We start from the raw sequence: 16,916 nt of genomic DNA, 5'->3' as shown, positions 1-16,916 counted from the left end.
AAACAGCCGGCTGCGGACGCCCGTACCGGAGCTACAATCAGCCATGGTTCCAATGTCCAACCTGGTGGCATTCGCCCTGGCGTCCGTAATCCTGATCGCCGTCCCGGGCCCCAGCGTGCTGTTCGTCATTGGACGTTCCCTCGCGCTGGGGTGGCGCGGCGGCGTCCTCACCGTCCTGGGAAATGCCACGGGCCAGTTGGTCCAGGTCATCGCCGTGGCCCTTGGCGTGGGTGTGGTGGTGGCCGAGTCCGTGCTTCTTTTCAGCATCGTGAAGCTGGCAGGTGCCGCTTACCTGGTTTTCCTGGGGATCCGGACCATTGTCCGCCGGGGGCACGGTTCCCGGCGGCTTGCGCCGCCGCCGGCCTCCACTCCGTGGACGTTGGTGCGCCAGGGGGCGGTGGTGGGCGCCACGAACCCGAAGTCGGTGGTGTTCTTCGTGGCGATCCTGCCCCAGTTCGTGGACTACCCTGCCGGCAACATTCCGTTCCAGCTTGCACTGCTGGGTGCTGTCTTCCTGCTGATCGCGTTGGTCTCGGACAGCGTGTGGGCGATCGCGGCGGGGTGGGCGCGGCTGTGGTTCGTCCGCTCACCGCGGCGCGTCCCCGCGGTGGAGGCGGTCGGCGGGGCAATGATGATCGGCCTCGGCGGAACGCTGGCCCTAACCGGATCCAAAACCTAGGACTGCACCTGCCCTGGCAGCAGTACTGAAGCAAGAAGTGCCCGGTCCCCGAACGGACCGGGCACTTCCATGTTCTGCTCTGTAAGACCGGCGCCTGTCAGGCCACTGCCCTGTCAGCCCACTGCCCCGTCAGGCCTGCGCTCCCCTAGCCCGCAGCAGCGGCGGCCCGTACCGCCTGGCCGAGGGACGTCGTCGGGCGCCCGATCAGCCTGCGCAGGTCGCCGGTGCTGACCAGGAGATCGCCGCGCGCAATGCCCAGGTCCGAATCAGCCAGGATCCCGGCAAAAGCCTCGGGAACACCCACACCGGTGAGCAGGCCAACGTAATCCTCGGTGGGCAGGTTGTTGTAGCGGACGGGTTTTCCGGTGGCTGCGGTGATCTCGGACGCCAGGTCCGCCATGCTGAAGGCCTCGTCGCCGCCCAGCTCGTAGACCTTGCCGGCCTGGCCATCGGCCACCAGGACCGCTGCTGCGGCGTGGGCGTAGTCGGCCCGTGCGGCCCCGCTGACCTTGCCCGCTCCGGCACTGCCCGCGTGCGCTCCCTGGGCCAGGGTGCCCGGCAGCTGTTCCGTGTAGTTCTCCAGGTACCAGCCGTTGCGCAGCAGGACGAAGGGGACGCCGGATTCGCGCAGCAGCGCCTCCGTGGCCTTGTGCTCATCCGCCAGCAGCATGCCCGTGGTGTCCGCATTGGCGATGCTGGTGTAGGCCAGCAGCTCCACGCCTTCGGCCTTTGCGGCGTTGATCACGGTGCGGTGCTGTTCCACCCGCCGGCCCACTTCGCTGCCGGAAATCAGCAGCACCCGCCGGGCGCCCTTGAGTGCTTCGGCCACGGAACCAGGGTCGGCATAGTCCATGTGCTGCACGCGTACCCCGCGCGCGGAAAGGTCTGCGAGCTTCTCCACCGACCGGCCGGCGGCCACGATATCCGCGGCGGGTACGCCCCTCTCCAGGAGGGCTTCAAGAACGTGGCGGCCCAACTGTCCGGTGGCGCCTGTAACAACAATGCTCACGGTGGTTCCTTTCGGGGGTTTTTCTCTGTCAGAGGGCACAACCATGGCCAGTCGGCAGAACTTCCCAACAGAGAGTACGCACTTTGAAGTAAGGTACTAACCCAAGAGTTAGGTACCAGGCTTTGGGTAAGCTGAAGGCATGGAAACAGCACCTCACGCGTCGCCCCTCCCGCAGGCCTTTGCCGACGGCGTGTTCCCCGCCGGGTGCCCCAGCCGGACCCTGCTGGACCACATCACCAGCAAATGGGGAGTCCTGATCCTGCTTTCCCTGTCCGAGGGTGAGCAGCGCTGGAGTGAATTGCGGCGGCGGGCCGAGGGAATCAGCGAGAAGATGCTGGCCCAGACATTGAAGACCCTGGAGCGTGATGGCCTGGTCAGCAGGAACGCCCAGCCGGTCATTCCGCCCCGCGTGGATTACAGCCTCACGGAGCGGGGCTACGAATTGAGCGCTCTCCTGGTGCCTTTGGTTGCGTGGGCATTCGACAACGCCGAGGACATCATCAACGGAGCCGGCCTGGGCAGGTAATGCCCCCCTCAGAACTTGAGTACCTGTTACTGATGTTGCTGATGTGATTAGCGCCTAGCGTGGGCGTACGGTGGCGGCCGGAATGGGAGGACCATCCTCCGCTGGGAGCGTTCGGCCAACCAGCACCGTTAGCGGGCGGCAGGCTGCCGCCTGGAGGAGTTGGTCACATGGCCAGGGACGACTACGCACAGGATTTTTCCCGCCTGGGCCAGCCCGTCAGCGTGGGTGAAGCGCTGGGACAGGTCCTGGGACTGATGCTGGAGGCCTTCAGTCCGCGGTCCCCTTACCGGGTGGGTGACACCGTCATAGGCGACGACCCCTTCAGCGGCAGGCGCGAAGGGGTCGTCGTGTGGCGGGACCGGCGTTCGGTGGGGGTGAAGACGACCTACGGCGTCTTCTTCTTCGACCACCGGCTGGTCAAACCCCTGGAATAGGAGGCGCGGGGCCGGACGGGTGCTACCGCGCGGACCAGCCCCCATCCATGGTGTAGCTGGCGCCGGTGACCATTCCGGCGTCCGCGGAAGCCAGCCAGGCCACCAGGGACGCCACTTCTTCCGGCTCCACCAGGCGCTTGATGGCCGCCTCGGTGAGCATCACCTTGGCCAGGACCTCGGATTCGGGGATGCCGTGAACCTTGGCCTGGTCGGCGATCTGCGACTCCACCAGGGGCGTGCGCACGTAGCCGGGGTTGATGCAGTTGGACGTGACCCCGTGAGCCCCGCCTTCCAGCGCCGTCACCTTGCTCAGCCCTTCCAGGCCATGCTTGGCGGAAACGTAGGCGCTCTTGAACGGGGAGGCCCGGATCCCGTGCACCGACGAGAGGTTGATGATGCGGCCGAAGTTGTTCGCGTACATGTGTGGCAGCGCCGCCCGGATCAGCAGGAAGGGCGCCTCCAGCATGAGGGTGATGAGCCGGCGGAAATCTGCCGGCTCAAAGTCCTCGATGGGGCTGATGCGCTGGATACCGGCATTGTTCACCAGGATGTCGCAGTCCAGGCTGAGGGTGGCCAGGGCGTCAACGTCCAGCAGGTCCACGCCCCACGCGGTGCCGCCCACCTCATCGGCGAGCGTCGCCGCCGCGGCGGCGTCGACGTCGGCCACCACCACTTTCGCTCCCCGCGCGGCAAGTGCGCGCACGCACGCCGCCCCGATTCCGCTGGCACCGCCGGTGACCAGCGCCTTGCGTCCATTCAACGTGTCCTCCATTGCAGTTCTCCTTTTGTGCGCCTACGCAGTCCAGCGGGTTCCATCGGTCCAATGGTGGCCAGGTCAGCCATGCGTGGGGCTGAGCAGTCCCTCGCGGGCGGCGTCTTCCTTGTCCACGTCTTCCAGGGCAATGCCCTTGGTTTCCTTCAGGCTCAGGACGGCCACGGTTGTGATGGCGCAGGCCACCACCAGGTAGATGGCGGTGGGCACCCATGAGCCGGTGTCCTTGAGCCACTGGGTGGCCAGCAGCGGCGCCAGGGAGCCGGCGAAGATGGACGTGACCTGGGAACCCAGGGAGGCTCCGGAGTACCGCATGCGGGTGGGGAACATCTCGGCCATGATGGCCGGCTGGCCGGCGTACATAAGGCCGTGCAGGCACAGTCCGATGGTCACGGCAAGGACAATCACCACGGCGTTCCGGGTGTCGAACATGGGGAAGGCGAAGAACGGCCAGGTGGCACCCAGGATGGCTCCGGCGAGGTAGACCGGCTTGCGGCCGATCCGGTCCGCCAGGCGGCCGTACTGCGGGATGATGGCGAAGTGGATGACGTGCGCGATCAGCAGTGCCAGCAGCAGTGATGACGTGTCGTACTTGTGCACGCTCTTGAGGTAGACAATCGCGAAGCTGACCACCAGGTAGTACATGATGTTCTCCGCGAACCGGAGGCCCATGGCCTGGAAGATGCCCTTGGGGTACTTGCGGACCACCTCGAACACGCCGTAGCTGACGGCCTGTTCCTTTTCCACCAGTTCCTTGGCTTCGAGGAAGATGGGGGATTCACTGACGTGGGTACGGATGTAGTAGCCCACGAAGACGATCACGGCCGAGAGCCAGAAGGCCACGCGCCAGCCCCAGCCAAGGAAGGCCTCGCTGCTGAGGGTGGTGGACATGATGTACAGCACCAGGGTGGCCAGCAGGTTGCCCACCGGGACGGCGGCCTGGGGCCAGCTGGACCAGAAGGCGCGGGTCTTGTTGGGGCTGTGTTCTGCCACGAGGAGGACTGCTCCGCCCCATTCGCCGCCCAGCGCGAAGCCCTGGATGAACCGCAGGGCCACCAGCAGTGCGGGGGCCAGGTACCCGATGTCGGCGAAGCCGGGGAGGCAGCCCATCAGGAACGTGGAGACGCCGATGATCACGATGGTGAGCTGCAGCGTGGGCTTGCGGCCCAGCTTGTCACCGATCTGGCCGAACACGATGCCGCCCAGCGGGCGTGCAATGAAGCCCACGGCGTAGGTGAGGAAGGCCTGGATGATCCCGTCGAGCTCGTTTCCGGTGGCGGGGAAGAAGTACTTGCCGAAGACCAGGGTGGCGGCGGTGGCGTAGAGGAAGAACTCGTACCACTCCACCACCGTCCCCACCATGGAGGCCGCGACGATCTTCTTCAGTCCTGATCCTTTGGGTGCATGCCCGGCCTCGTTGGCGGGGCGCTGCTCTACGCTCATGGTTTCTCCTAGTGTCCACATTGACACGCGCTGTGATCTCCAGCACAAGTGACTCAGATGAGTATTGCTGCACAAACCAGGCGCTTCAATGCCCAAAGCGGCACGAAACGTGTGCACAATTGCAGATATGAATGCGAACCCCGATGACCTGCTGGTCCTCCTGGCAGTGTCCCGCTCGGCCAGGTTCACGACGGCGGCCCAGGCCCTGGGCTTGAACCACACCACGGTGTCCCGCAGGATCGCCGCCCTTGAGAAAGCGCTCGGCGGCCGGGTATTGTCCCGGGCAGCAGGCGGCTGGGAACTGACGGAGCTCGGCGAACGGGCCGTGCGGGCAGCGGAACAGGTGGAAGCGGTGCTGGGCACGCTGGGACCGGCAGGCCAGGCACCCGACCCGATTACCGGCGTCGTACGCATGACCGCCACCGATGGCTTCAGCGCCTACATTGCAGCCCCAGCGGTGGCGCGCCTGCGCCGGGACCATCCGGGCCTCAGCGTGGAAGTGGTGACCATGACGCGCCGTGCCCTGCAGCAGCGGTCCGGCCTGGACATCGAGGTGGTGGTAGGCGAGCCGCAGGTGCACCGGGCGGAGGCCATCCGGCTGGGTGAATACCGGCTGGGAATGTACGCGTCCCGCGCCTACCTGGCGGAGCACGGGACACCGGCCACCGTGGCTGAACTCAACGGGCACCCGCTGGTGTATTTCGTGGATTCAATGCTGCAGGTGGATGACCTTGACGCGCCGCGGCGGCTGGTTCCGGCCATGCGCGACGGCCTCACCTCCACCAACGTGTTCGTGCACGTGGAGGCAACCCGGGCCGGGGCGGGGGTCGGGTTCCTGCCGTGCTTCATGGCGGACCTGCACGATGACCTGGTCCGGCTGCTGCCCGACGAGATCGGCGAACTGCTCCCCTACTGGCTGGTCCTGCGCCCGGATTCGCTGCGCCGGCCCGCGGTTGCCGCGGTGGTGCAGGCCCTCCGGGAACGGATGGCGGATTACCGCGAAGCGCTCCTGGGCCGGGCTTAGGCTTCCGGGGGCGCCGGCGGGTCGTGGCGGACTGCCGCTCCGGCGGCGAACGCCCGGACCTGGGCGTCGTCCCAGAGGTGGGCCGGGACGGCTCCGCCCAGGAGCCTGCGCCGCAGCTGTGGGTCGTCCACGATGGGCGAGTCGCTGCCGGCCATCACCATGTTTCCGTAGCGCCGGCCCTTCAGCATGGCGGGGTCGGCAATGATCACCGTGTGCCGGAAGGCTGCCGCAATGGTGGCCGCGTCCTCCCGCGCATTCCGGAGGTCGGGGGCATCGCCGGAGTTGGCCACGTACAGGCCGCCCGGGGCCAGGACCCGTTTGACGTGCGCATTGAATTCGGCGGTGGTCAGCGGGCGCGGGGTGTGGGCGCCGGCGAAGACGTCGCGGATGATGAAGTCCCGGGTGCCGGCCGTCAGGGTCTCCGTCACGGCGCGGGCCTCCCCTACCCGGATCCGGAGCAAAGGCGCCTTGGGAAGGTCGAACCAGTTGCGGACATGCTCCGCGAGCTTGCCGTCCAGTTCCACCACCACCTGGCGGGCGTCCGGGTAGGCTGCGGCGAAGTAGCGGGCCATGGAGCAGGCGCCGCCGCCCAGGTGCAGCCCGCGCAGCTTTGCCGACGATGCGTCCGACGGCGGCCAGCGGGATTCAATGAGCGCCGCCATCCACCGCATGTACTCGAAGTCCAAAAACAGGGGATCGGCGAGGTCGATGTGCGAGCTCATGACCCCGTTGATCTTCAGGAGCCAGCCCGTGGAGTTGTCCTGGTCCGCCACCAGCTCGCAGTCACCGGTATCGATGTAGTAGACACCCTCCACCGGACCACTCTGGCGGGAGCCCGCAGGCACCTCCACCACGCCTGCAACCGCACGGATGCTGTTCCGGCCCCCTGACCTTCCGCGTTTTGCCATTACCCGTGCCACGCTTCAGTCATGCTTCAACCTTAGTTGCTAGGCACTGCGCCTTCACCGTCGCGGATCCGTTTCACCACGGCGGTGGTGGACCGTTCAGCCACGTAATCAAGGATGGCGATCCGGCCGCCGTACTCTTCCACCGCCGGGGTCTCCTCCAGCATTTCCGGCGTGTAGTCCCCGCCCTTGGCATAGACTTCGGGCCGGAGCCGGCGGATCAGCGGGGTGGCCGTGGGGGTATCGAACACTGTCACATAGTCCACGCAGCTCAGGGCCGCCACCACGGCTGCACGGTCCGCCATGGTGTTGATGGGCCTGCCGGGGCCCTTGAGCCGGCGCACCGAATCATCACTGTTCAGTGCCACCACCAGGATGTCGCCCAGCTGTTTCGCCTGGTTGAGGTACCTGGTGTGGCCGCTGTGCAGCACATCGAAGCAGCCGTTGGTCAGCACGATCCGCTGGCCCTGGGCGCGGTGTATTTCCATCTGCCGTTCCAGTTCGTCCGCACTCAGGGCGGTATCGGCGAAGGCCTCCAGGTACCGGCTGAGCTGGGCGGTGCTGCACACAGACGTGCCGGGCTGGTGGACCACCACGTCGGCGGCCGACTGGGCCAGGTCCAGGCTGGCGGTCAGCGGCAGCCCGGCGGCACGGGCAAGCGTCAGGGCCGCCACGAAGGTGTCCCCTGCCCCGGATGCCTGCTTCTCCGCGGCGGGCCGGGCCCACGTCCGGTGCCGCACGCCGTCGGGCATCAACAGCACGGTTCCGTCCCGGTCCAGGGTGACCACCACGGCCCGGGCGCCGGTTGCCTGAAGCAGGGCCGCGGACTCCGCGGACACCGCCTCCACCCGCGCCTGCCCTTCCGGCAGTTTCCGGTCCAGGAGCCGGGCGGTTTCCTGCGCGTTCGGGGTCACCAAGTGGGGCTGCAGGGCAGCCCAGGGGCGCGGATCATGGGCGTCGACCACCACAAGCGGACGGTTTTCGCCGGCGGTGTCAGGTCCCAGGACGCGCGCCAGTTCCGTGCGGACAGGGTCCGCCACCACGCCGGTCCCGTAGTCGCACACCAGCACGGCGTCCTGGCGTTCGACGGCGGCACGCACCGAGGCGGCGAGCGCGGCCAGGGCGTCGGCCGGGACAGCGCCGGCCGAGTCGTCGAGGCGCAGCATCACCTGGCCGCCGCTGCTGATCCGGATCTTGGTGGTGGTGACCATGTCCGGGTGGGTGTGCAGGTGCCGGACGTCGATGCCGGCGGCGGCAAGCTGCGCACGGAGGTCTTCGCCGGCGTCGTCCGAGCCGATGATTCCGGCTACCGAGACCTTTGCTCCCAGGGCGGCCAGGTTCATGGCGGTGTTGGCCGCGCCGCCCGGGACCGATTCGCGGGACTGGATGTCCACCACGGGGGCGGGCGCTTCCCGGCAGAGCCGTTCGATGCTGCCGCTCCACCAGCCGTCGAGCATCACGTCGCCGATGACCAGGATGGAGGGATGTTCCGCGGCGAGCCGGCCGGGGAGCCAGTCGGACAGTGCCCGCTGGGTGGACAGGTCGATGGATTCCGGGGACGCGTTCACGGCAGGTCCCGGTCGTCAGTGTTGATGATGGTATCCGGGCCGTCGCCGGAACCGGCCGCCGGCGGGGCCGCGATGTGCACCACCTTGACCTGGCTGAACTCGTCCAGGAGCTCTGGCCCGTAGCCGAACCCGGCCCCGCTCTCGCCGCGCGGCTGGGCTGCTCCGCCGGGGGCGCCGCCGAACACCTCGTTGACCTTCACCGTTCCCACGGGCAGCGCAGCCACCGCCTGCTGGATGTGCGCGATGTTGCTGCTTAGGACGGTGGCCGCCAATCCATACCTGCCGCTGCACGCCAGGCGCAGGCCGTCGTCGAACGTGTCCACCACCTGCACCGGAGCCACGGGGCCGAACGTTTCCTCCGCCATCACCTGCATGCTTTCGGTGCAGCCGAGCAGGACGGTGGCCGGGTAGAAGGAACCCGGGCCGGCCGGGAGGGCACCGCCCTCCACCGCGCGGGCGCCCTGGGCCAGGGCCTCGGCGACGTGGGCGTGGACGGCGTCGCGCATCCGCAGGTCCACCAGCGGCGCCACGCTGCCGCTGCTGTTCCGGAGCGCTGCCTCGGCCTCCAGGGCTTTGCAGAACTCGGCGGCAATGTCCCTATGGACGTAGATCCGTTCCACGGAGGTGCAGATCTGGCCGCTGTTGCTGAAGGCTCCGATGGCTGCCTGCTGGGCAGCCCACCCGGGATCCACGTCGCGGTCCACCAGCAGGGGGTCGTTGCCACCGTTTTCCCTGATGACGTGGGCGCCGGTAAGGGCTCCGGCCTGGGCAATGCGGGCGCCTGAGGCGCTGGATCCCACGTGGGCTATGACGTCCACGGCGGCCTGCGACAGCGCCGCTCCCACCCCTGCGCCACCGGAGAGGGTCTGGAATACCCCGGCAGGGAAGGCCGGCGCCAGCACTTCGCCCAGCGCCTCCCCAAGCCGCGGGCACCGCTCGCTGGGTTTGTGGATGACCGTGTTGCCCGTGGCCAGCGCGGCGCCGATCAGCCCGCAGGCAACGGCAACCGGATCGTTCCAGGGGGTCAGCAGGACGGCCACGCCGCGCGGTTCGGCCAGCGTGTAGTCGGAGGCGAGCCGGTTGCCGCGGAGGCTGTGGCCACGGTGGACCGGGCCAAGTTCCGCGTACTGCTCCAGGGTGGAAACCCCGGCGGCGATGCCGGCCAGGGCCTCATCCTCCGGCCGGCCGGTTTCGCTGGCGTTCAGCCCCGCGAGCTCCCGCGCAGCTGCATCAAGGGCTTTGGCGGCTGCCCGCAGCGCGGCGCCCCGTTCGGCCGGTGCGGTTGCGGCCCACGCTGCTGCACCGCTGCGGGCCACACCCACGGCGTGGTTGATGGCCTCGGGCGCCGCTTCGGGCACCGTCCAAAGCACTTCACCGGTTCGCGGGTCCTGGATGGTGATGCCGGAGCCCTGGACTGTCTCATGGCCTGCGGATGTTTCGGTGGCTGTGGTGGGCATGGTGTTCCTCCCGCCTTTCCGTGCTGGATGTGTCGGTGCTGGATATGTCGCTTGTGCAAACTGCGGATGGCAGCGTAGTTGTGGCCGGCGGCGGCTTAGGGCCAGGAGCCCTCTTCCTCGTGGCAGATCAGCATCTCGCGCACCTCGCAGCCGGTGGGCTGGTTGAGTGCGAACAGGATGGCCTGCGCGGTGTTGGCGGGGTCGTTGAGCCGGGAGTCGTCCTGCGGCTTGTACTGCTCGGTGCGGTCGTCGAAGAACCGGGTCTTCATGCCGCCGGGGATCATGGTGGTGACGCCGATTTCGCCGCCGGTTTCCGCGGCCAGTGCGTGGCTGAACCCCACCACGCCGAACTTCGAGGCGCAGTACGCGGTGGCATCAGCCACGGCGCGCTTGCCCAGGGTGGATGCCACGGTCACTACGCGGCCGTGGGTTTCCTTTAGGTAGGGCAGGGCGGCGCGGACCACGGAAACGGTGCCCATCAGGTTGACGCCGATGACCTTTTCCCACTCGTTGGCTTCGACGTCGGCGAGCTTGCCGCAGCGGTCGATTCCGGCGGCGGTGACCACGGCGTCCAGGCCGCCCAGGGTTTCGGCGGCTTCCAGGACAGCCTTCTCCACGGCAGCGCGGTCAGCGACGTCCACTTCGAACGCCTTCACCCCGGAGACGCTGCTGATGTCGCGGTCCAGGACCACCGGGGTGCCACCTGAGCGGAGGACGGCGTCGACGACGGCGGCCCCCAGTCCGGAGGCACCTCCAGTGACCAGGACGCGGCCGGGGTTGGTGGGTGCGGTTGCAGTTGGTTCTGCTGTCATGGTGTTCCTTTCAATGGGGAAAACAAGTCGATGGGCAGGGAGGTTCAGCTGACCTTGGCGAGTGCGTCCGCCAGGCCGGTGGTGGAGCGGGCCGGGTGGAAGGGGACGGTGAGGCAGCGGCCGCCCCAGCTTTCCACCAGGTCCGTCTCGGGCAGGCGGGCGCCCTTGTAGTCGCCGCCCTTGACCCAGATGTCCGGACGCAGACGGTCCAGGACGGCTTCCGGTGTGTCCTCGTCGAAGACCATCACGGCGTCCACGCATTCCATCGCCAGGAGCAGCTCGGCCCGGTCATGCTGGCCGATGATGGGACGCTCCGGCCCCTTGAGCCGGCGCACCGAATCGTCGGAGTTGAGGCACACGATCAGGCAGTCCCCCAGCTCCCGGGCTGCGGTGAGTGTTCGGACGTGGCCGGCGTGGATCAGGTCGAAGCAGCCGCCGGTGGCAACCACTTTTCCGCCGTTTTCACGGACCGAACGGGCCAGGAGCAGTGGTTCGGTGGTACGCCGGCCGGGCGCCTGCGCCGGCCCGCGATGTCCGGGGGCGGCATCTTCCCCACCGGCATCGGGCAGGGCCGACACTCCTCCGGCGGCCAGGAAATCGGCGGCATCGTGGACCGCCAGGGCCGCCGCATCCGGCAGGTCGCGGCCGGCCAGGAGGTGCACCGCCAGGCTGGCTGCCAGCCGGTCGCCTGCCCCGCAGGGATCGCCGGCCTCCACCCTCGGCGCGGGAACGGAACGGGCGGCGGTACCGCCCCGCTGCAGCAGCACGGCCCCTTCCTCGCCTTTGGTCACCAGCACCGCCTGGCTGCGCCAGCGTTCCAGCAGGACCCCTGCCACGGCTGCGGCTGGGTCTGCGGAATCCGCCTGGGCGGAGCCCTTCCCCGGACCGGACTGCACCGCCTTGGTGGCCTCGGAGATATTCGGGGTCACCACGGTTACGCCTGGCACCGGATCGGGCCCCGAGGGATGCGGGTCCCAGATGACCGGCACCCTGTCCGCGAGCCGGGCCAGCACGTCGCGCAGCTGCGGGTTGGCTGCCAGTCCCCTGCCGTAGTCCGCCACGATCACCACGCCGGCTTTTTCCACGGCGCGGAGCATGGCGGGGCTGACCTCCGGGACCGGCGTCTTTTCACAGCCCTGGTCGAAGCGGACCACCGGATGGGAACCCGCCCGGACCCGGGTCTTGACGGGCGAGGGATAGCTGCTGCTGCCCGCGACGAGCCGCACGCCGGCCAGCTGCGCACGCAACTGGCTGCCGGCGTCGTCGTTGCCAAGGACCGTCACCAGCGTGACGGGCCAGCCGTCCTGGGCCAGCATGCGCGCCACCAGGCCTGCGCCGCCGGCGCGGCGGCGGACAGCCGAAACGTCCACCACGGGAACAGGGGCGTCCGGGCTGAGCCGGGTGGCCTCACCGGAAAGGTCGACGTCCAGCATCACGTCTCCCACGACGACGATCCTCATGGCCGGCCATCTCTGGGGAACCCTGGGACCACTGACGGGGTGTGCCGGGCAACCTCAAGGTCGAAGGCCCGGCACACGGCATGCAGGGCGATCAGGTGCCCTTCCTGGGCGTTGGCGTTCAGGGCGTCGATCATGACGGCCTGGTCGCAGACGTCGGCCAGCGGGTTGGGGCCGGAGCCGGTGAGCGCCCAGGTGGTCACGTTGAGCCGGGAGGCCGCTTCCGCGGCGCGCAGCAGGTTGGGGCTCTTGCCGCTGGTGGACAGCAGCATCAGCACGTCACCGGAGCGGCCATGCGCGCGGACCTGCCGGGAAAAGACTTCGTCGTACCCGTAGTCGTTGGCGATGGCGGTGACCGCCGATGACTCCGCGTGCAGGGAAATGGCGGAGAACGGGACCCGCTCGCTGTCGAACCGGCCCACCAGTTCGGCGGTGAGGTGTTGCGCCTCCGCGGCTGAGCCGCCGTTGCCCGCGGCCAGGAGCCGCTGGCCGCGCAGCAGGCGCTGTGCCAGCTCCACGCCCCAGGCAGCCAGCCGGCCCGACTGGCTGCGGAGCGAATCAAGCGCCGGAATGACGTTGTCCAGGTGGGTGCGGACGGCCTCGGCGCTGGCGGCATCCACGAACGTGGCGCCCGGGAGCACAGCGGGCAGGGCCGGTACTGCGGTCAGGGTACGGAGGTCTGCTTCACGCAGGGACGATTCAGCAGTCACAGGGCGGCTCCTTCCATCGGTACGATCCCGGCCGAAACGCTGGCCGGGGCACCGGCCATGGCCAGCTGGTATGCCTTTTCGGTTTCCGCTGCCACCCGGTCCCAGGAGTAACGGGTGCGCGCGCGCCGCTCCCCGGCCTGGCCGAGCTTCGTCCTGAGGGCGGGGTTTTCCAGCAGCAGTGACAGTGCCGAGGCAATGGCTTCAGGGTCCCGCGGCGGGACGTGCAGGCCGGTGGTGTGGTCAACCACCGTGTCCCGGAGGCCGCCAACCGCTGCTGCCACCACCGGAATGCCGCATGCCATGGCTTCCAGCGGCACGATGCCAAACGGTTCATACCAGGGTGCGCACACCACGGCATCGGCACTGCGGAAGATGCCGGGCATCTCCGCGCGGGACACCTGCCCCTGCAGGGTCACGTGTTCAGACACGCCCAGCCCGGCGGCGAGGTCCAGCAGGCGCCGGATTTCGGGGTCGGCGTGCATCACGTTCGCGTCGCCGCCCCCGCCCACGATCAGGAGTTCGACGTCGTCGAATCCCGCCGCCTTGAGGTACGGGAGCGCACGGATCACCAGGTCCACACCCTTGCGTGGCACCAGCCGCCCCACAGACAGGATCCGGTAGCGGCGCTTCCTGGCTGCCACCGGCCCCTCTGCAGAGAAGAAGCCCAGGTCCACGCCGCAGGGTGCAATGGAGATCTTGCCGGTGGCGATACCCATGGCCTTGAGCTCGAAAACTTCGTCTGAGCAGGTGGCGATGATCCGGTCGGCAGCTCGTCCCACGCCGGGTTCCAGCCAGCGGCGTGCCTCCGGGCTGGTGTCCTCCGCGCCCTGGTGCCTCCGCTTGACGGTGCCCAGCGCATGGAACGTTTGCAGCATGGGCACGCGGTATCCGGCATCGGGCCGCCTGGCCGCCTCCAGGGCTGCCAGGCCGGACATCCAGAAGTGGCCGTGCACCACATCCGGCGGCCGATGCCCCCAGTCCCTGGCCACGCCGTCCGCGAGGTCGCCCATGTAGGGCAGCAGCTGGTCCTTGGGCACGTGGCGGGCGGGCCCGGCGTCCACGTGGACCACTTCGAACCGGCGCCCCACCCGGACCCGTGCGGGAAGCTCCGTTGCGTCCCTGCGGGTGTAGACGGTGACGTGGTGGCCGCGCTTGGCAAGGGCCTCGGACAGCGCGGCAACGTGTACGTTCTGCCCGCCTGCATCCACCCCGCCCAGTGCCGCCAGCGGACTGGCGTGTTCAGAAATCATGGCGATCTTCATGGTGTCTTCCTCTCCCGCGCCGGAACGAGGATCCGCTCGTCCGGCCGCTCGTTAACGGGGTGCCGCGGATGGTTCCGCAGATCCGCCAGGAGCTCATCCCAGCGGTCCTGGAACTTGCCCAGGCCGTAACGCTCGAGTGCCGCCTCCCGGGCGGCAACTCCCCGCCGTCGGGCTTCATCCGGATTGGCCACCAGCCGCGCCGCGCAACGGAGCAGCTCGTCGACGTCGGCCGAGACCACACCGGCTTCCTGCGGCACGGCACGTGGGGCCTCGGTGGTGGCAAGCACCACCACCGGCATGCCCAGGTGCATGGCTTCCAGGAGGGACAGCCCCAGCGAGGTCCAGCGCATGGGATGGACGTAGACCCGGCAGCGGGCAAGTTCCCGGTGCAGGTCCCGGGTCTTCAGGTCGCCCCGGGACGTCACGCGTGAAGCCTCGATTCCGGTGGCTGCCGCCAGGCCCTCTGTCTTCATGCCGAACACCTGCAGCGGCGCCACCGACGCGAAGGCCGGCAGCAGGTCGGTTCCTGTGACCCGGCCGCGGCGGACCGGTTCGTTGACCACTACCCCCAGTTCCGGCAGTTCACCGGTATAGAGCTGGCCAGGGTCCGGGATTCCGTGCTCGATCACCGTGGTGGGAGCGGAGCCGTTGTCCCAGGCCAGGCGGTTGAAGTGGGTGACGTGGACCACCGGGATGCTGGTTTGGTCCGCAAGCGGGTGGCTGGTGTTCGGGAAGTTGCCTTTGGGCGTGTTGTGCTCCACGAACACGGCCGGAAGGTCGACGCCGGGCATCCGGCCCAGGGTTCGGACCACCTCATCGATCTCTTCCGGGCGTTGGAGGACGACGGCGTCCACGGCGTCAGGGTGGAGCGTCGCCAGGTCCACCTCCCGCACTGATTCCGGCCAGTCCCTGCCGGCGCGGCCCAGGCCCCATGCGCCGCCTCCGGGCAGGACGGGAAGCAGGTACTCGTGGCGGCCGCGGACAAAGGCGTCCGTCCAGGAACCGTGGACATGCCAGAGCAGGATTCTCATCTGTTGCGGGCCTTTCTACGGGTGCTGACATGGGTGCTGAAGGAGCTCACTCCGCTGATCAGGCGTTCCACCGCTGCCACCACTTCCTCCGGCGATACGGAGTCGAGGCAGGGGTGGCCCGGGACGGGGCAAAGCCGGGCGCGGGACATACGGCAGGGTGCGTTCTGGTCCCCGAGGAGTTCCAGGGGCACGCCATAGGGCGCCCACCGGATGGCCGGGACCACAGGGGAAAACAGGCACGCCACGGGTGTGCCCACCGAAGCTGCCAGGTGGGCCGGTCCGGTGTTCCCGCTGACCACCGCATCGGCTCCGGCCATGACGGCGGCCATGGTGGGCAGGTCGGTGCGCCCGCCGAGGTCCACCGCAGAGGGGCCGGCCACCGTGGCGGTCAGCGACTCCTCGCCGGGTCCGCCGGTCACCACCACCCGGTACCCGGCACCCTGGAGGAGTTCGACGGCGGCGGCATGGTGCAGCGGGGGCCACGCCCTGGCGGGAACAGCGGCTCCGGGGTGGACCACAACGTACGGTTCGTCACCCACCAGGCCCGTCACGTCCGGACCGGACTTCACGCGCAGCTTCCCGTCGTCGCCCGCGGGAAGTCGGAAACCTGCGGCCTCGGCAATGCCCAGTGCCCGCTCCGCCTCGGGCTGGTCTTCGGGGAAGTCCTCCCCCGGCTTGAGGCGGACATCCAGCAGGGAGCCGGCGTAGTCAGTGGAGGCGCCGGTGATGCGTTCCACTCCTGCCAGCCGCAGCAACAGGGCCAGCGGCAGCGGCGACTGGTGGAAGGACGTGAGGATGACTGCTTCGGTGATCCGGGAATTGCGGACATACTCGATCAGCCGGTCGGCGTGCGGCCCGGTCATCCCGGGCGCCGGGTTCATGATCCAGGGACTGTCCCAGCTGTACACCTCAGCGGCGCCAGGGAGCATCGCGGCCGCAGCTTCACCCTGCCTGCCGCACAGCATCACCACGTGGTTGGTGCTGCCGCCGTACTGGGCACGGCCGTTGGCTACCGCCCGCACGGCCGGACCTGCCAGCAGGACATCGCCCATGCTGTCCAGCCGGGCCACCAGGACGCGCCCCATCAGGGCGTCCCCTGCAGCAGGCCGACGGCGGACGCCAGGTCGGAAGCAACCAGCCGCGCCGCAGCCACCTCCTCGGCACGGGTCACGGGGGTGGGAACCAGGACTCCGGTGGCGCCGGCCGCTTCGGCAGCACCGACGTCGGCGCCAATGTCCCCAATCAGGGCGGCCTCCGAGGCATGGATGCCAAGTCTGCGGCAGGCGCTGTGGACCATCCCCGGAGCGGGTTTCCGGCATGTACAGCCGTCCTGCTCCGCGTGGGGGCAGACTTCCCACACGTCAAAAGGTCCCAGCAGTTCTTCCACCCGGGCGTTGACTCTTGCCACGTCCCCGGCCGAGATCAGGCCGCGGGCAATGCCCGACTGGTTACTGATCACGCCGGTGGCGATACCCTCCGCCCGCAGGCTGTCCAGCACGGCCTTGGCGCCGGGCATTGGCCGTACTTTGCCGGGGTCCCCGTTGTAGGGCACATCGATCACCAAGGTTCCGTCCCGGTCGAACAGGACAGCGCGGAGCTTGGATCTTTCAGAGCTTCCCATGACCAAACAGTTCCCTCCTGCTGATGCTCCTAAACAGGGCCACGGCCTCTTTCAGCCGCAGGAGCGTGTTTCCTTTCGGCGGCTGAACAGGCAAGATAGGATGCCTGTTGCTGCAGGCACTCCCTCCGGGGCGCTTCGCAGCCCCTCCCGGCAGCCGGCGATGATGTGCTTCCGCGGCCGCCACCCGCCGTCGTCCGTTGACTGCG

Annotated in this window: 17 protein-coding genes; 4 read left to right on the top strand and 13 right to left on the bottom strand. The window is 68.7% G+C overall.

Annotated features, from left to right (window positions below):
- Positions 1-43: 43 nt before the first annotated feature.
- Positions 44-679 carry a LysE family translocator gene (locus LDO14_RS02525; RefSeq protein ID WP_026266143.1) on the top strand — a complete coding sequence of 212 codons (636 nt, stop codon included), beginning with the start codon at positions 44-46 and terminating at the stop codon, positions 677-679.
- 145 nt (positions 680-824) lie between these two features.
- On the opposite strand, the gene LDO14_RS02520 is transcribed toward LDO14_RS02525, so the two are convergent.
- On the bottom strand, positions 825-1,688 hold the full coding sequence (locus tag LDO14_RS02520) for an SDR family oxidoreductase (RefSeq protein ID WP_276573328.1): 864 nt from the start codon (positions 1,686-1,688) through the stop codon (positions 825-827).
- A 139-nt stretch (positions 1,689-1,827) separates the two neighbouring features.
- Between LDO14_RS02520 and LDO14_RS02515 the strand changes: the two genes are divergently transcribed.
- Together LDO14_RS02515 and LDO14_RS02510 are read left to right on the top strand one after the other, a co-directional pair.
- A complete protein-coding gene (locus LDO14_RS02515) occupies positions 1,828-2,214 on the top strand; it encodes a helix-turn-helix domain-containing protein (protein ID WP_223993613.1) in 387 nt (128 codons plus the stop codon).
- Positions 2,215-2,381: 167 nt separating this feature from the next.
- A complete protein-coding gene (locus LDO14_RS02510) occupies positions 2,382-2,648 on the top strand; it encodes a hypothetical protein (RefSeq protein WP_018772205.1) in 267 nt (88 codons plus the stop codon).
- Positions 2,649-2,670: 22 nt separating this feature from the next.
- On the opposite strand, the gene LDO14_RS02505 is transcribed toward LDO14_RS02510, so the two are convergent.
- Both LDO14_RS02505 and LDO14_RS02500 read right to left on the bottom strand, forming a co-directional pair.
- Positions 2,671-3,420 carry a 3-hydroxybutyrate dehydrogenase gene (locus LDO14_RS02505; protein ID WP_018772204.1) on the bottom strand — a complete coding sequence of 250 codons (750 nt, stop codon included), beginning with the start codon at positions 3,418-3,420 and terminating at the stop codon, positions 2,671-2,673.
- 63 nt (positions 3,421-3,483) lie between these two features.
- Complete coding sequence (locus LDO14_RS02500; RefSeq protein ID WP_018772203.1) at positions 3,484-4,863, bottom strand: MFS transporter; 1,380 nt, start codon at positions 4,861-4,863, stop codon at positions 3,484-3,486.
- A 127-nt stretch (positions 4,864-4,990) separates the two neighbouring features.
- Here LDO14_RS02500 and LDO14_RS02495 point away from each other — a divergent pair, with 127 nt between their 5' ends.
- Complete coding sequence (locus LDO14_RS02495) at positions 4,991-5,887, top strand: LysR family transcriptional regulator (protein WP_018772202.1); 897 nt, start codon at positions 4,991-4,993, stop codon at positions 5,885-5,887.
- Here the strand turns inward: LDO14_RS02495 and LDO14_RS02490 are convergent.
- From LDO14_RS02490 to LDO14_RS02445, 10 genes are all read right to left on the bottom strand, one after another.
- Positions 5,884-6,795 (bottom strand): fused MFS/spermidine synthase, encoded by a 912-nt coding sequence (locus LDO14_RS02490; RefSeq protein WP_018772201.1) that lies wholly within the window; start codon positions 6,793-6,795, stop codon positions 5,884-5,886. The genes LDO14_RS02495 and LDO14_RS02490 overlap by 4 nt on opposite strands.
- 32 nt (positions 6,796-6,827) lie before the next feature.
- A complete protein-coding gene (gene rfaE2 / locus LDO14_RS02485; protein WP_223993611.1) occupies positions 6,828-8,360 on the bottom strand; it encodes a D-glycero-beta-D-manno-heptose 1-phosphate adenylyltransferase in 1,533 nt (510 codons plus the stop codon).
- Positions 8,357-9,817 (bottom strand): aldehyde dehydrogenase family protein, encoded by a 1,461-nt coding sequence (locus tag LDO14_RS02480; protein WP_018772199.1) that lies wholly within the window; start codon positions 9,815-9,817, stop codon positions 8,357-8,359. The genes rfaE2 (LDO14_RS02485) and LDO14_RS02480 overlap by 4 nt, the downstream gene beginning before the upstream one ends.
- Positions 9,818-9,912: 95 nt before the next feature.
- Positions 9,913-10,629, bottom strand: a complete 717-nt coding sequence (locus LDO14_RS02475) for an SDR family oxidoreductase (RefSeq protein ID WP_018772198.1) — start codon at positions 10,627-10,629, stop codon at positions 9,913-9,915.
- 44 nt (positions 10,630-10,673) lie between these two features.
- Positions 10,674-12,089, bottom strand: a complete 1,416-nt coding sequence (gene rfaE2, locus LDO14_RS02470; RefSeq protein WP_223993609.1) for a D-glycero-beta-D-manno-heptose 1-phosphate adenylyltransferase — start codon at positions 12,087-12,089, stop codon at positions 10,674-10,676.
- On the bottom strand, positions 12,086-12,796 hold the full coding sequence (locus LDO14_RS02465; protein ID WP_223993608.1) for an SIS domain-containing protein: 711 nt from the start codon (positions 12,794-12,796) through the stop codon (positions 12,086-12,088). The genes rfaE2 (LDO14_RS02470) and LDO14_RS02465 overlap by 4 nt, the downstream gene beginning before the upstream one ends.
- Positions 12,793-14,058, bottom strand: coding sequence for a glycosyltransferase (locus tag LDO14_RS02460; RefSeq protein WP_223993606.1), 1,266 nt, complete (start codon positions 14,056-14,058; stop codon positions 12,793-12,795). The genes LDO14_RS02465 and LDO14_RS02460 overlap by 4 nt, the downstream gene beginning before the upstream one ends.
- Complete coding sequence (locus LDO14_RS02455) at positions 14,055-15,089, bottom strand: glycosyltransferase (RefSeq protein WP_223993605.1); 1,035 nt, start codon at positions 15,087-15,089, stop codon at positions 14,055-14,057. The genes LDO14_RS02460 and LDO14_RS02455 overlap by 4 nt, the downstream gene beginning before the upstream one ends.
- Positions 15,086-16,174, bottom strand: a complete 1,089-nt coding sequence (locus tag LDO14_RS02450) for a glycosyltransferase family 9 protein (protein ID WP_018772193.1) — start codon at positions 16,172-16,174, stop codon at positions 15,086-15,088. The genes LDO14_RS02455 and LDO14_RS02450 overlap by 4 nt, the downstream gene beginning before the upstream one ends.
- Complete coding sequence (locus LDO14_RS02445; protein ID WP_223993602.1) at positions 16,174-16,710, bottom strand: HAD family hydrolase; 537 nt, start codon at positions 16,708-16,710, stop codon at positions 16,174-16,176. The genes LDO14_RS02450 and LDO14_RS02445 overlap by 1 nt, the downstream gene beginning before the upstream one ends.
- Positions 16,711-16,916: the final 206 nt, after the last annotated feature.

Source organism: Arthrobacter sp. NicSoilB11 (genome assembly GCF_019977375.1).
GTDB lineage: Bacteria > Actinomycetota > Actinomycetes > Actinomycetales > Micrococcaceae > Arthrobacter.
This window is presented reverse-complemented; position numbering and strand designations above follow the sequence as displayed.

Bases quoted from the DNA above. Each gene is read 5' to 3' on its own strand.
- LDO14_RS02495 (WP_018772202.1), top strand. From the start codon at position 4,991: ATGAATGCGAACCCCGATGACCTGCTGGTCCTCCTGGCAGTGTCCCGC.
- LDO14_RS02475 (WP_018772198.1), bottom strand. From the start codon at position 10,629: ATGACAGCAGAACCAACTGCAACCGCACCCACCAACCCCGGCCGCGTC.
- LDO14_RS02450 (WP_018772193.1), bottom strand. From the start codon at position 16,174: ATGGGGCGCGTCCTGGTGGCCCGGCTGGACAGCATGGGCGATGTCCTG.
- LDO14_RS02525 (WP_026266143.1), top strand. From the start codon at position 44: ATGGTTCCAATGTCCAACCTGGTGGCATTCGCCCTGGCGTCCGTAATC.
- LDO14_RS02500 (WP_018772203.1), bottom strand. From the start codon at position 4,863: ATGAGCGTAGAGCAGCGCCCCGCCAACGAGGCCGGGCATGCACCCAAA.
- LDO14_RS02515 (WP_223993613.1), top strand. From the start codon at position 1,828: ATGGAAACAGCACCTCACGCGTCGCCCCTCCCGCAGGCCTTTGCCGAC.
- LDO14_RS02460 (WP_223993606.1), bottom strand. From the start codon at position 14,058: ATGAAGATCGCCATGATTTCTGAACACGCCAGTCCGCTGGCGGCACTG.
- LDO14_RS02455 (WP_223993605.1), bottom strand. From the start codon at position 15,089: ATGAGAATCCTGCTCTGGCATGTCCACGGTTCCTGGACGGACGCCTTT.
- LDO14_RS02505 (WP_018772204.1), bottom strand. From the start codon at position 3,420: ATGGAGGACACGTTGAATGGACGCAAGGCGCTGGTCACCGGCGGTGCC.
- LDO14_RS02480 (WP_018772199.1), bottom strand. From the start codon at position 9,817: ATGCCCACCACAGCCACCGAAACATCCGCAGGCCATGAGACAGTCCAG.
- LDO14_RS02445 (WP_223993602.1), bottom strand. From the start codon at position 16,710: ATGGGAAGCTCTGAAAGATCCAAGCTCCGCGCTGTCCTGTTCGACCGG.
- LDO14_RS02490 (WP_018772201.1), bottom strand. From the start codon at position 6,795: ATGGCAAAACGCGGAAGGTCAGGGGGCCGGAACAGCATCCGTGCGGTT.
- LDO14_RS02510 (WP_018772205.1), top strand. From the start codon at position 2,382: ATGGCCAGGGACGACTACGCACAGGATTTTTCCCGCCTGGGCCAGCCC.
- rfaE2 (WP_223993609.1), bottom strand. From the start codon at position 12,089: ATGAGGATCGTCGTCGTGGGAGACGTGATGCTGGACGTCGACCTTTCC.